This is a genomic window from Streptomyces sp. NPDC055013, from assembly GCF_053608645.1.
This window is the reverse complement of record NZ_JBSGVW010000030.1, coordinates 93416-107514: the sequence shown is the minus strand read 5'-3', so window position 1 is coordinate 107514 and position 14099 is coordinate 93416. Positions and strand designations below refer to the sequence as shown.

The 14099-nt window shown below is 70.9% G+C and carries 9 protein-coding genes; 5 read left to right on the top strand and 4 right to left on the bottom strand.

Annotation, left to right across the window (positions count from 1 at the left end; genetic code table 11):
• Positions 1-19: 19 nt before the first annotated feature.
• Complete coding sequence (locus tag ACWGDB_RS30710; RefSeq protein ID WP_453825404.1) at positions 20-1036, bottom strand: aspartate-semialdehyde dehydrogenase; 1017 nt, start codon at positions 1034-1036, stop codon at positions 20-22.
• A 341-nt stretch (positions 1037-1377) separates the two neighbouring features.
• Between ACWGDB_RS30710 and ACWGDB_RS30705 the strand changes: the two genes are divergently transcribed.
• A complete protein-coding gene (locus tag ACWGDB_RS30705) occupies positions 1378-1926 on the top strand; it encodes an RNA polymerase sigma factor (RefSeq protein WP_383624813.1) in 549 nt (182 codons plus the stop codon).
• Between the two features lies 1 nt (position 1927).
• Positions 1928-2704, top strand: coding sequence for a hypothetical protein (locus ACWGDB_RS30700; RefSeq protein WP_453825403.1), 777 nt, complete (start codon positions 1928-1930; stop codon positions 2702-2704).
• Positions 2705-2771: 67 nt separating this feature from the next.
• On the opposite strand, the gene ACWGDB_RS30695 is transcribed toward ACWGDB_RS30700, so the two are convergent.
• Positions 2772-6053: a S8 family serine peptidase gene (locus ACWGDB_RS30695; RefSeq protein ID WP_453825402.1), complete on the bottom strand. Its 3282-nt coding sequence runs from the start codon at positions 6051-6053 to the stop codon at positions 2772-2774.
• A 242-nt stretch (positions 6054-6295) separates the two neighbouring features.
• Here ACWGDB_RS30695 and ACWGDB_RS30690 point away from each other — a divergent pair, with 242 nt between their 5' ends.
• From ACWGDB_RS30690 to ACWGDB_RS30680, 3 genes are all read left to right on the top strand, one after another.
• Positions 6296-6754 carry an NUDIX hydrolase gene (locus tag ACWGDB_RS30690; RefSeq protein WP_453825401.1) on the top strand — a complete coding sequence of 153 codons (459 nt, stop codon included), beginning with the start codon at positions 6296-6298 and terminating at the stop codon, positions 6752-6754.
• Between the two features lie 232 nt (positions 6755-6986).
• Complete coding sequence (locus ACWGDB_RS30685; RefSeq protein ID WP_453825400.1) at positions 6987-8777, top strand: TIGR03767 family metallophosphoesterase; 1791 nt, start codon at positions 6987-6989, stop codon at positions 8775-8777.
• A gap of 133 nt (positions 8778-8910) precedes the next feature.
• A complete protein-coding gene (locus ACWGDB_RS30680; protein WP_453825399.1) occupies positions 8911-10116 on the top strand; it encodes a serine hydrolase domain-containing protein in 1206 nt (401 codons plus the stop codon).
• Positions 10117-10196: 80 nt separating this feature from the next.
• On the opposite strand, the gene ACWGDB_RS30675 is transcribed toward ACWGDB_RS30680, so the two are convergent.
• Positions 10197-11255 carry a hypothetical protein gene (locus ACWGDB_RS30675; RefSeq protein WP_453825398.1) on the bottom strand — a complete coding sequence of 353 codons (1059 nt, stop codon included), beginning with the start codon at positions 11253-11255 and terminating at the stop codon, positions 10197-10199.
• Between the two features lie 207 nt (positions 11256-11462).
• Positions 11463-14063 (bottom strand): aminopeptidase N, encoded by a 2601-nt coding sequence (pepN, locus tag ACWGDB_RS30670; RefSeq protein ID WP_453825397.1) that lies wholly within the window; start codon positions 14061-14063, stop codon positions 11463-11465.
• Positions 14064-14099: the final 36 nt, after the last annotated feature.

Here is a 14099-nt window from a genome sequence, read left to right as displayed (position 1 = left end):
CTCGACGTGGGTCCGGGCGTCAGCCCTTCAGCTCCGCCGCCACCAGCTCCGCGATCTGCACCGCGTTCAGCGCGGCGCCCTTGCGGAGGTTGTCGTTGGAGAGGAAGAGGGCGAGGCCGTGCTCGACCGTCTCGTCGGCACGGATGCGGCCGACGTACGACGGGTCCTGGCCGGCCGCCTGCAGCGGGTTCGGGACCTCGGAGAGGGCCACGCCGGGGGCGCCCGCCAGCAGCTCCTTGGCGCGCTCCACGCTGATCGGGCGGGCGAAGCGGGCGTTGACCTGGAGGGAGTGGCCGGAGAAGACCGGGACGCGCACGCAGGTGCCGGAGACCTTCAGCTCCGGGACCTCGAGGATCTTGCGGGACTCGTGACGGAGCTTCTGCTCCTCGTCGGTCTCGTGCAGACCGTCGTCGACGATCGAGCCGGCCATCGGCAGGACGTTGTACGCGATCGGTGCGACGTACTTGTGCGGCTCGGGGAACTCCGCCGCGGAGCCGTCGTGGGTCAGCTTGGGCGCGTCGTCGCCGACCTTCTTGACCTGCTCGAACAGCTCGTCGACGCCGGCGAGACCCGAGCCCGACACCGCCTGGTACGTGGCGACGACCAGCGCCTCCAGGCCGGCCTCGGCGTGCAGCGGCTTCAGCACGGGCATCGCGGCCATCGTGGTGCAGTTCGGGTTGGCGATGATGCCCTTGGGGCGGTCGGTGATCGCGTGCGGGTTCACCTCGGAGACGACCAGCGGGACCTCGGGGTCGCGGCGCCAGGCCGAGGAGTTGTCGATCACGACGGCGCCCTGCGAGGCGACCTTCGGGGCGAGGGCCTTCGAGGTCGAGCCGCCCGCCGAGAACAGGACGATGTCCAGGCCGGTGTAGTCGGCCGTCGACGCGTCCTCCACGGTGACGCCGTCGAGCTGCGAGCCGGCCGAGCGGGCCGAGGCGAACAGGCGCAGCTCGGTGACCGGGAAGTCGCGCTCCTTGAGGATCCTGCGCATGACCGTGCCGACCTGACCGGTGGCTCCGACGATTCCGACCCTCACGGCGACTCCTTCTACGTGGCTTGTCTGTGACTGCTGCATGGCCGAGGCGTTTCCATCATGCGGTCAGCCTCGGTCCGCCTGTCCAATTGTTTGGCATTGATGACCGGCCAATGGGACGCGACGGGCACCGGGCGCGGCACCGGTTCTACGGCTCACACCCATGCTGAGCTGGAGAAATTCGCCCTACGGCCGCCCGGCGCCGCAAGCTCGCCTGCCCACCGGCGACCGGGCTACGCGGCGGTGTGACGTACAACTCCGTCCGACGCCGAAAAATTGCCGGGCATCCGGCCGAACGTTTTGGCGCACCACGGCGTCACAGTCACCACACGGGGAGGGGAGGGGTGGCTGTGCTGCGCAGAAGGGCCCGCCGCGACCAGGGGGGCGGTGCCGTCCGGGACGTACCGGACGATCCGCTGGACGCGGCCCAGGAGCGCCGGGTGCGGGCAGTGCTCGCCCTGGGCGGAGTACCGCAGACGGACCTGCCGGACGGGGTGCAGCAGGTCCGTCTGCGGCTGCTGGAGCGGGCCGCCAGTGGCCGCGAGGCGCCGCGCGACGTGTCGGCGTGGGCGGCGGTCGTCGCCTCCAACCTCGCCATGGACTGGCACCGGGCCAAGAAGCGCCAGGAGCGGCTCGGGGAGCGGCTCGCCTCCCTGCGCCAGCTCGAACACCCTTCCGGCGAGGACACCAGCCTGCTCTCCCTCGCCGTCGCCCGGGGCCTGGACGAACTGCCCGACAACCAGCGCCAGGTCCTGGTCCTGCGGTTCTACGGCGACCTTCCGGTCCGCGACATCGCCGAGGAGCTCGGCATCCCGGAGGGCACGGTCAAGAGCAGGCTGCACACGGCGGTACGGGCTCTGCGCGCCCGCCTGCACGAGGACGAGGTGGTGTGACGTGACCGCCGAGAACGAAGGCCGTACCGGCCGCGACGGCTACGACGACGGGCGCGGCGGTGTCGACGCGCTGATGGCCGCGATCACCGGCGAGCCGCTCACCGACGAGGCCCGCGTGGACGCCGCCTTCATGGCGGAGCACCGGTCCGCGGCGGCCGACGTGGCGCTGCTGCGCGAGCAGCTGGGGATCATCGGGCACGCGCTCACCGAGCCGGTGCCCGCGGCACCGGCGCCCGAACCGGCCCCGGAACCCGCCCCCGCACGACAGCCCTCCCGCACCCGGCGCCGCGTGTTCACCGTCGCCCTCGGCAGCCTCGCCGTGGCGGCCGCCGCGTCCGTGCTGGTCGGCATGGGCTGGCTGCTGACACAGGCCGGCGGCGGCGACAGCATGTCTTCGGGGGCGGACTCCGGCAGCGCCGCGAAGGAAGACGCCTCCGCTGCCGCCGGCTACGCCTTCGGCAGCCCCCGCTACCTCGCCTGTTCCCGCCTGGTGGCCGAGGGGAGGGCCACCTCCGTCGAACAGCTCGCCGGATCCGGCTCCATCCGCGTCACCCTGCACATGACCCGCTACTACAAGCCGGGCAAGGGCGAGCAGGAGCTGGCCTTCGTCGTCGACGAGAACGTCGTCCCGGGCCTGCGCGAGGGCGACCGGGTGCTCATCGGCATCCCGCAGGGCGCCCGACAGCCCGACTTCTGGGCCGTGGGCGAGAAGAACATCGCCCCCGAACGGGCCTGGATCACCGGCTCGCTGGCCGAGTCGCGGGGGCTCACCTGCTGACGGCGAAGGGCGGGCGCCCGTAACCGGACGCCCGCCCTCACCGCCGTACGGCAGCCGTACTACGCCACTACGGCGTGACCTTCTCGATCTTCACGTTGCCCAGGCCCGCGACCGTGCCACGGGCGTTGAGCAGCTGGACCTGGCCGAAGAACTCACGGCCCTCCGGCGCGGGCGCCAGCGCGGTGACGCTGCCGGCGACCGTGGCCGTGGCACCCGTGCCGAGCTTCACCGGCGAGTCGTCCACCGTGACGGAGCCGAGCGCGGGGGAGAAGAACACGTCCAGGTAGTCGTACGCCGTCGAGCCCGCCGGCACCGAGTAGCCGATGACCTCGATGCTGTACTTCCCGGCGGCCGGCTTGGCGATCGAGACCGCCTCCTCCGAGTCGCCGTCGGCGGAGCTGCCGACCTCGGTGCCGGCCGCGTCGTAGACGGCCAGGTCGAGGTCGGCGGCCGCGTCGGAGACGTTGCCGATGGAGACGTCGAGCGAGGTCGCGCCCTCGGGCACCTCGACCGTGGTGGTCTGCGTGGCGCCCTCGGCGATGGTCGGACGGGCCGCCTTCGACGAGCCGAGCGGGCCGCCGGCCAGCTTGCCGTCGATCGCGGCGTAGTTGTTGGTCACCTTCCAGGAGGCGGCGGCCGGGGTGCCGACCTTGGCCTCGGGGACGGTCACGGTCTCCGGGTCGAAGGCCGCGCCGAGGACGGTGACGTCCAGCTTGAACGGGTTGTCGAGCAGCGGCGACGTACGGCGCGACTCGACCTCGATCTCCCAGACGCCGGGCTGCGGGTCGGCGTAGGAACGCACGTCCGGCTTGCAGCCGTTGCCGTCGAGGTAGTTGTTGTAGCAGTACGGGGTGCCGGTGGTGTCCGACGGGACGCCGTACGGGTGGATGGCGATGAACCGGGTCTGGCTCTTGTCCTTGAGCCCGCCGATCGCGACCTCCAGCGACTTCGCGCCCTCGGGGACGGTCACGAAGTACGACTTGTTGCTGTTGCGCTGGGTCGTACCGGACGCGGAGTACGTGTACTTCAGCGGCGCCGAGACCACGACCGTGTTGAGGACCAGCTTGTCGATGCCCTCGGTGCGCGGGTCGTCGACCTCCAGGATCGCGCTCTTGATGCCCGCCGAGGAGGACTTCGCGGAGACCTGGACGGTGACCGGCTTGTTCAGGCCGAGTCTGATCTCGTCGGAGCCGACGATCTTGAAGGTGCCTCCGGCGTTGTTCTCGAAGTGCAGCTCGTGCCGGATCGCCTTGTCCGCGCCGGACGTGCGGGTGATCGTGACGTCGTACGTCTTCTTCTGCCCGGCCTTGAGGCCGCCCTCGCGGTCGTAGACGCCCGTGCCGAAGCCCGGGGTCTTCAGGAACTGGTCGATCGCGGTGTCGACCGGCGCCTTCACCGTGTACTCGTGGGCGGTCGCGCCGTCACGGATGGAGTCCCAGGCGTCCGGGACGTTGATGAGGCCGGCCCCCTCCTCGTACGCCTGAACGCCCTTGATGTGGTCGGCGGTCGAGGTCAGCGCGGTGCGAAGCTTCGCGGGCGTCAGATCGATGCCCTTCTGCTTGGCGGCGCTCAGCAGCAGCGCGGACGCGCCCGCGGCCTGCGGGGACGCCATCGAGGTGCCCTGGAGCATGCCGTAGCCGGCCGGGAGGGTGTAGCCCGCCTCGGCGACCGGTGCGCCCGGCAGCCACGTCTGGATGGTGTTGATCGCGGCACCCGGCGCCGACAGCGTCGGGGTGAAGCCGCCGTCCTCACGCGGACCGCGTGAGGAGAACGGCATCATCGCGTACTTCTTCTCCACGACCGAACCGTAGTTGGCGGCCCAGGTCTCCCTGGAGACGGTCGCGCCGACCGAGATGACCTTGGCGGCCAGGGCCGGGTCACCGATGGTGTTCGCGCCGGGGCCGGAGTTGCCGGCCGAGATCACGAGCTGGACGCCGTAGGTGTCGATCAGGCGCGTGTACAGCTCGGCGCGGGCGTTGTTGCCGTCGTTCAGCGCCGGCAGACCGCCGATGGACATGTTGACGATGTCGACGCCACGGTTGACGACGAGGTCGATCATGCCCTCGGTGAGTGCGACGTTGGTGCAGCCGCCGGTCCAGGTGCAGGCACGGGACGCGACGAGCTTGGCACCGGGGGCCTGGCCGTTCATCCTGCCGCCGAACAGGCCGTTCGCGGCGGTGATGCCGGCGACGTGGGTGCCGTGCTCGGACTCGATGACGCCGATGTTGACGAAATCGCGCTTCTGGCCGACCCAGTCGCCGCCCAGCGGGTCCATCGGCACGTCCTTGCGGATCTGCACGACGAACGGCTGCCGCTCGGCGACGTCGGTGGCCGGGTTGTCGGTGCCGAAGTACCCGATCTGGAAGCCGTCCTTGTACGGCTTCATCGGGGTGTCGTCACCGAAGTCGTTGTTGTTGTTCAGGTCGACCCGGACCGTGCCGTTCGCGGCGTCGTAGAGCACGCCCCACGAGTCGGTCTTGTCGCCGTCGCGGTTGGCGTCGCCCGCCGCGTCGCCGCCGGTGGTGTACGACTCCAGGAAGGTGCTGACCTGGTAGGCACCGGCAGGCGCGGTCCAGGTCTTGCCGCCGTAGCTGAACGTGGGCCCGGAGACGGAGGTCACCATCGGGCGCCAGGTGCGGTCGTTGTCGACCAGCGGGTCGGTCGCGGTGACCCAGTCGACGATCTTGCGCTCGCCGGTAGTGGTCTTCTGCAGCGCCGGGTGGGCGAGGTCCACACCGCTGTCGAGGATGCCGATGGTGATGCCGCGGCCGTCCGCCTTCGGGTTCTTCTTCACGAAGTCGACGGAGCCCGTCTCGAAGGACGGGTTGTACGGGTTCTCGGCCGGGGTGCTCTTGGAGGGAGCGGCGTACGAGGTACTGCCGGCCGTCGACTTCTTCGTGTCGACGGCGGGGTCGTCCAGGGGTATCTCCTCGCGCAGGTCGATGCCGTGCACCGAGGAGAGCTTCGTCGCGGCGGCGATGGCCGAGTCGGCCTTGCCGGTGGGGACGGTGGCCCGGACGTACCCGAGCTTGTCGTAGGTGCGGCCCACAGAGCCGACCGCGTCCAGCTGCTCGGCGACCTTCTCGGTCTGGCCGGGCGCGGTCGCGATCATCATCGTGACGTTTTTGTCGCCGTCGGACTTCGCCTCGGCGAGCAGGTCGGCGTCGTCCGAACCGAGCTTGTCGTGCGCGGACTTGACACTCGGGTCCGCGGCGGGCGCGGGGTCCGCGGCGAGGGCCATGGGTATCGGCCCTGCTGCGGACAGCGCGGCGACGAGACCGGCGGCCACGGCTATGCGGGCCACGCGTCTCGCGCCGGGCTTCGGTTCGCGCTGGGGGGTGAGGGTCATCGGCATCCCTTGCAGATAAGGAGCATGGGTCGTCCGGTATGTGAACCCGGACGACCGCACAGCCTTACGCAAGGGAAGGATGTTTGGGAAGAGTTGACCCAATCGAAATGGAGGTATGGGGGAAACCCGCTGTTCATTCGAGGCAAGAGGGGCTTAAGTGAGCAAGTCGCCCGCAAGGGGCAAGCTGCCCGCAAGCCGAATAATCGCCTGCCGATCCGGGCCCGGCCCTCTAATGTCCCTACGTGCCGAAGAAGTTGAGGGTGGCGGCCTACGCCATTTGCGTGCGTGACGGACAACTCCTCCTCGCCCGGTCCCCGGCCCCCGGCGGCGGCTTCGAATGGGTGCTGCCCGGCGGCGGCATGGAACACGGCGAGGATCCCTACGACACCGTCGTGCGGGAGGTGGAGGAGGAGACCGGCTACCTCGTCGAACCGACCGGCCTGCTCGGTCTCGACTCCTCCCACCGCGTCTTCCCGGCCCGCTTCGGCCGCAGCGTCGACCACCACGGCGTCCGCCTCGTCTACGAGGCCCGCGTCACCGGCGGCGACCTGTGCTACGAGGCCAACGGCTCCACCGACATGGCGGCCTGGCATCCCCTGGACGACGTGCCCGGCCTGACCCGAGTCTCCATGGTCGACAAGGGGCTGGCACTGTGGCGCGAACGGCCGGCGGCGGGGCGCGTCCGAAGGGCGGGTAAGTAGCTTCAGTACCCCGCAAGATGAACACGGAGTGACCGCGTCCCGGCCGTTCGAGGAGCGGCCGTGAACGCGGAGGGTGCCCCAAGATCCACGTACGGTGATCGGCGCTGCGCGTTGCCGCCCTGTTCATGCGCAGGTCATTCCCGGTGCCAACGATCCACAGTGAGCGGGATGTTCGCTTCGGCGAGCGCCCCGCGACCACTGCCGACGCGTTCGCACTCGGGGAGATCGCGCCATGTCGCGCATACGCTCTGTCGCCAGCTCCGCGCTGGGGGTCCACCGCCGTACTCTGCTCGCCGCCACCGGTGCGGTGACCCTCTCCGCGGGGGTCGGTTACACCCTGCGGCCCACCGACAGCCAGGCCGCCACCACCGCCGGCCCCGCGAGCGCACAGGGCGCCGGTGCGGGCAACGCCGCGGCCGAGGCCCCGGTCGGCGCCTCCCGCAAGCTGCCGGTCGCGCTCGCGCCGTACACGCGGGGCACCACCCTCGCGAACGTCGCCACCCCGCGCGGCACCTCCGGCTTCCGCCGGCTCGGTGACGGCCCCGGCTGGCGCCGCGTCGTCCGTGACGACCTGGCCGCCCCCAAGGCGGACCGCGCGAAGCGGCGTACGGCGCTCGCCGCCTTCGTGCAGCTCACCGACCTGCACGTGATCGACGCCCAGCACCCGCTGCGGCTGGAGTACCTGCGCTCGACGGACGTGCACGCCTGGCGGCCGCAGGAGGCGCTGACCGTGCCCGGCGCGGTGGCGCTGGTCGAGCGGCTCAACGCGCTGCGGGGCGGCCCCGTCACCGGCGCCCCGCTCCACTTCGCGATGACCACCGGCGACAACACGGACAACAACTGCAAGTCCGAGCTGGAGTGGTTCCTCACGGTGATGAGCGGCGGCCGCGTCACCCCGAACACCGGTGACCCGCGGCAGTACGAGGGCGTCCAGAACAGTGGCCTCAAGCTGTACTGGCAGGCCGACGACAGTGTCCGCGACGCCGACAAGCAGGTCGGCTTCCCGCACATCGAGGGCTTCCTCGCCGCCGCGATCCGCGAGACACGCAGCCCCGGCCTGAACATCCCCTGGTACTCGACGGTCGGCAACCACGACGCGATGCCGCTCGGCACGTACGCCTCGCACAGCGACTCCTACCTGACCGACCTGGCCGTCGGCGGCAAGAAGCTGATGAACGTCTCCGCCGCGGACGCCAAGAAGCTCCAGGACTCCCTCAAGCAGGACAAGGACCCGCGGGGCACCGTCTTCAAGGACTTCCTCAAGGCCCACGCCCGCTCGATGCGCTCGGTCACGCCGGACGAGAAGCGGGCGCCGTTCACGCCGAAGGACTATGTGCGGGCCCACCTGGACCCGGCCTTCCGCGGCCTCGGCCCCGTCGGCCACGGCTACTCCACGGCCAACCTGGACGCGGGCACCCAGTACTACAGCTTCCGGATCGCGGACGACGTCATCGGCATCAGCCTCGACACCACCGACCCGGGCGGCCACTACGAAGGGTCCATCGGGGCGGCCCAGTTCAACTGGCTGGACCGGACGCTGCGGGAGAACAAGGACTCGTACGCGATCATCTTCAGCCACCACACCAGCAAGACGATGGGCAACCTCCGCCGCGACCCGGCCCGCCCGAACGAGCGGCGCGTGGGCGGCGCCGAGCTGGTCCAGCTGCTGGGCGGTCACCGCAATGTCCTGGCCTGGGTGAACGGCCACATCCACAAGAACGTCATCACCCCGCACCCGGCCTCCGGCGGCCGCTCCTTCTGGGAGATCTCCACCGCCTCCCACGTCGACTTCCCCCAACTCGCCCGGATCATCGAGGTGGTGGACAACAAGGACGGCACGATCTCGCTGTTCACCACCCTGATCGAGTCCTCGGCCCCGCACGCCACCGACTTCACGGACCTCTCCCAGACGGGCCTGGCCGCCCTCTACCGCGAGCTGTCCCTCAACGCCCCCGGCGCGCGCTCGACGCTCGCGGGTGAGCGCGGGGACCGCAACACGGAACTGGTCCTGAAGAAGGCCTGAACCGGTTCCGGGGAAGGCCTGAGCACAACGGCCGAAAGGCGCTCAACCGCCGCCCCGTCCTCAACCTCCGCAGCACCCGCCCGGTCTCTCCCCCCGACCACGCTCGCAGTGAGCGGACAGATGGGGGAGAGACATGAGCGTACGTACGACCCGCATGGCCCTCGTGGCGGCGACGGCGGTGACGCTGTCCGTGGCCCTGGCGGCCCCCGCGATGGCGGCCGCGCCCGCCGGAGAGGGGCACGGCCCGACCCGCAAGGCCGTGCAGGCCGCCGTCGACGCCGGTGTGCCCGGCGTGACGGTGACCGCGAAGGACGGCCGCGGCACCTGGTCGGCGACAGCGGGCGTCGGCAACCTCAAGACGGGCAAGCCGCGTTCGGCGGACGACCGCTACCGGGTGGGCAGCATCACCAAGACCTTCGTCGCCACCGTGCTGCTCCAGCTGGAGGCGGAGGGCACGCTGTCGCTGGACGACACCGTGGACGAGTGGCTGCCGGGCGTGGTGCGGGGCAACGGCCACGACGGCGGCCGGGTCACCCTGCGCCAGCTCCTCAACCACACCAGCGGCATCTACAACTACACGGCGGACGACGACTTCGGCCGTACGTACTTCCTCAAGGACGGCTTCTTCGAGCACCGCTACGACACCAAGAAGCCCGCGGAACTGGTCGCGCTCGCCATGACCCACAAGCCGGACTTCGAGCCGGGGACGTCCTGGAACTACTCCAACACCAACTTCGTACTCGCCGGCATGGTGATCGAGAAGGCCACGGGCCGTCCCTACGGCGCGGAGGTCCGCGACCGCATCATCGAGCCCCTGCGCCTGACCGCCACGTCCGTCCCCGGCACCCGCGTGAGCGTCCCGGGACCCAGCAGCCGCGCCTACTCCAAGCTGGCGGAGACGGCGACGGGCCCGACGTACGACGTCACGAAGATCAACCCGTCGCTCGCCTACGCGGCCGGCGAGATGATCTCCAACTCGGCCGACCTCAACCGCTTCTACTCGGCCCTCCTGCGCGGCAAGCTCCTGCCGCGCGAGCAGCTGGCCGAGATGACCACGACGATCCCCGTCGACGAGGCCAACGGCTACGGCCTCGGCCTGATGAAGACCAAGCTGACCTGCGGCGTCACGGTCTGGGGCCATGGCGGAGGCATCCATGGCTCGATATCCGAGGGGGTCACGACCCGCGACGGCCGCCACGCCCTCGCCTTCAACTTCAACGGCGACTGGTCGGGGGACACGGCGGCGGTGGTCGAGGCCGAGTTCTGCGGAACGGGCAAGGGGGCGGGAGAGGGCACGGCGGCCGGACGCACCGGGACGCGCGGGCCGAACCTCACCTGACGACATGAGGAGGGGCCGCCGGGCTCCCCGGCCCCGCGGCCCCTCCTCTCCCCTCCTGGTGCTGCCTTCCCGGTCCGTCACTACCGGGGCAGCACCACGACATACGCGGCCGGATCACGGTCGACCGCGGCCATCAGTGCCGTACGGATCACTGCCGCCTGCTGTTCCATCGACTCCCGCAGCTTCTTCGGGGTGATGTGGACGACCGTGATGCCGAGGCGCTCCAGATGCTCGCGCTTGCGGGCGTACTCGGACCAGAGGGCGTCGTCGTCCTGCCGGTCGCCCTGGCGCGGGGCCCGGGTGTCGAGTTCGACCGCCACCGAGTGCTCCGGCCAGTACGCGTCGAGGCCGCCGAGGTGGGGGCCGCCCGGCAGGCGCAGGTCGACGTTCCAGACGGGGTCGGGGAGGCCGTGGTCGCGGACCATCTCGTACAGGCGGTCCTCCGCGATCGCGCGGCCCTCGGCGAGCAGGGAGTCCACCGCGTCCACGACGTGCGGGCGGGACAGCAGCTTCGCCTGGTTCAACTCCCGTACCACCGAGGCCGGTTCGCAGTGGCCGCCCCGGACGGCTTCGGTCAGCAGCCGGCGTACGGCGCCCGCGTCCGTCAGTTCGGCCACCGCGTCGGCCAGGGCGCGCGGCACCGGGGCGACCGGGAGGCCCGTCACCTGCTGGGGCGTGGGAAGCGCGGGGGTGCGCAGGATCCGGGCGCAGCCGGTGGAGCGCAGCCGGCGCATCCGAGGGACCAGGACGTCGATCGTGTCCAGCGCGGTGAGCGGCGGCGTCGCGGAGAAGCCGTGCAGGGTCAGCGCCGCGAGGCCCGTGAGCACCGCATCGGGGTAGCCGGGGGCGGCGTGCTCCTCGCCCGCGTTCGGCTGGGACGGCACACCCGGGGTCCGCTCCCGTGCCGCGTACATCAGCACCGCGTGCAGGCGCTCCTCGCTGGTCGGCCGGCCGGGGTGGAGCAGGAAGACGCCGGGGAGGATCTGCCGCCAGGGGCCGCCCGGGCGGCACTGCTCGTTCATCTCGGCGTTCGCGACGCCGTGCGACTTCAGCTGTGCGGCCGTCATGACACGGCGGTGTACGTCGGAGAGGTGACGGAGGGGGCGGGGGGAGAGCGGGGGGACCGGGGTGTTGTTCATGACCGGGAGGTTCCCGCGTCGGATCAGCCCTTTAACCGCTGTTACACGCTCGTCGACAAATACGGACAACATGGCACTAAAGGACGCGTGTTCGGATGCCGAGTAGGCACGGAAAACCCCTGGTCCGTTCGGGTGGGGCCAGGGGTTACGGCTGCTATTGCCTGAATTCCGTAACGGTCACGGACGGCCGTGATCGTTGGCCAAAGGTCATCCGGCGGTTGACGCGTCGGCGGCCGCCGCGTCACACGCCTGTCCCCGCAGCCCCCGCGCCAGATCGTCCCGCGCCTCCAGCACCAGCCGCCGCAACGCCGGCGCCGCGTCCTCGTGGGCCGCGAGCCACGCGTCGGTCGCGTCCAGCGTGGCCTGCGACTGCTGGAGCGCCGGGAACAGGCCCCGGACCACGTCCATGCCGATCTGGATGGACCGCTCGGTCCACACCCGCTCGATCGCCGCGAAGTACTTCCCGGCGTACGGCGCGAGCAGCTCCCGCTGGGACGGCTGGGCGAAGCCGGAGATGGTCGCCTCGACCAGGGCGTTGGACAGCGCGTCCGACTCGACGACCTGCGCCCAGGCCTGCGCCTTCACCGCCTCCGACGGCCGGGCCGCGAGACAGCGGACCTGGTGGCGCCTGCCGGACGCCGTGTCGTCGCGGGCCAGTTCGGCAGCCAGCACCGACTCGTCCGCCGCCCCATGTGCGGCCAGCGGCTCCAGGAACGCCCAGCGCAGCTCCTGGTCGACGTCCAGCCCCTCGATCTTCTCCGTGCCCTCCAGCAGACCCCTCAGCAGCCCCAGGTCCTCAGGCCCCGACGCCACCGACGTGAGGAACCGCGCCCACGCCAACTGCTGCTCGCTGCCCGGCGCGGCGGCCCGCAGCTCCCGCAACGCGCCCTCGGCCAGCAGCCGTTCACCGGTCTCGCGCCACCCGGGCGCCACGTAGTTCACCAGCGACGAGTTCGCCCACGCATGCAGCATCTGCAGCACGCCGATGTCGGATTCGCGCCCCGCGAACCGCAGCACCAGCGCCACGAAGTCCCGCGCCGGCAACAGCGCGTCCCGCGTCATGTTCCACAGCGCCGACCAGCACAGGGCACGGGCGAGCGGGTCGGTCAGCGCGCCCAGGTGCTCCCGCAGGGCGGCCAGGGACGTCTCGTCGAAGCGGGTCTTGCAGTACGTCAGATCGTCGTCGTTGACCAGCACCAGCTCCGGCGCCTCGGCCCCCGCGAGCTCCGCCACGACCGTCCGCGGCCCGTCGACGTCCACCTCGGCCTGCGCGTACCGCTCCAGCGCCCCGTCCGTGCCCCGCCGGTACAGGCCCACCGCCACCCGGTGCGGGCGCAGTTCGGGGTGCGACTCGGCCGCCTCCTGCACCACCGCCAGCTCGTCGACACGGCCCGCGGCGTCCAGCAGCACCTGCGGGGTCAGCGAGTTCACGCCCGCCGTCTGCAGCCAGGAGCGCGCCCAGACGCCCATGTCCCGGCCGCTGGTCTCCTCCAGCACAGACAGCAGATCACCGAGCCGCGTGTTGCCGTACGCGTGCCGCTTGAAGTAGCGCCGCGCACCCTCCAGGAACGCGTCCTGGCCGACGTACGCGACGAGTTGCTTCAGGACCGAGGCCCCCTTCGCGTACGTGATGCCGTCGAAGTTGAGCTTCGCGTCCTGCAGGTCGCGGATGTCCGCGGTGATCGGGTGCGTGGACGGCAGCTGGTCGGCGCGGTAAGCCCACGCCTTGCGGCGGTTGGCGAAGGTGATCCAGGCGTCCTTGAAGCGGGTCGCGCCGACATTCGCGAACGTGCCCATGAAGTCCGCGAAGGACTCCTTGAGCCACAGGTCGTCCCACCACTCCATGGTGACCAGGTCGCCGAACCACATGTGCGCCATCTCGTGCAGGACGACGTTCGCCCGGCCCTCGTACGACGCCCGCGTCACCTTGCCGCGGAAGATGAACTCCTCCCGGAAGGTCACCATCCCCGGGTTCTCCATCGCGCCGAGGTTGTACTCGGGCACGAACGCCTGGTCGTACTTCCCGAAGGGGTACGGGTAGTCGAAGTGGTCGTGGAAGAAGTCCAGGCCCTGCTTGGTGACCAGGAAGACGTCGTCGGCGTCGAAGTACGGGGCGAGGCCCTTGCGGCACATCGCGCCGAGCGGGATCCGCAGCGTCGTGCCGTCGGCGAACGTGCGGGAGTACGAGTCCGTGACGTAGTGGTACGGGCCGGCCACCACACAGGTGATGTACGTCGAGATCGGCTTGGTCTCCGCGAACCGCCAGGTGCCGTCGGTGAGTTCACCGGCCCCGTTGCTCCACACCGTCCACCCCTCGGGCGCCCGCACCTCGAAGCGGAACGGCGCCTTGAGGTCAGGCTGCTCGAAGTTCGCGAACACGCGGCGGGAGTCGGCCGGCTCGTACTGCGTGTAGAGGTAGACCTCGCCGTCCTCCGGGTCGACGAAGCGGTGCATGCCCTCACCGGTGCGGGAGTAGGCGCACTGTGCGTCGACGACGAGCTCGTTGTCCGCGGCGAGGTCCTCCAGGACGATCCGCGAGCCGTCGAAGACCTCGCTCGGGTCCAGGTCCCTGCCGTTGAGGGAGACGGCCGTCACGCTCGGCGCGATCAGGTCCGCGAAGCTGGTGGCGCCGGGCTCGGCGCACCGGAAACGGATCGTGGTGACCGAGCGGAAGGTGCGCGGCGCCCCGCCGTCGGGGTCCCCCTCGTCGAGGGCCGAACGCACGTCGAGGGACACGTCGTACCCGTCGACGGCCAGCAGGGCGGCCCGCTCCCGGGCCTCGTCGCGGGACAGATTCTCACCGGGCACGAGCGGCACTCCCTCAAGTGGTGTTCAGTATGCGGA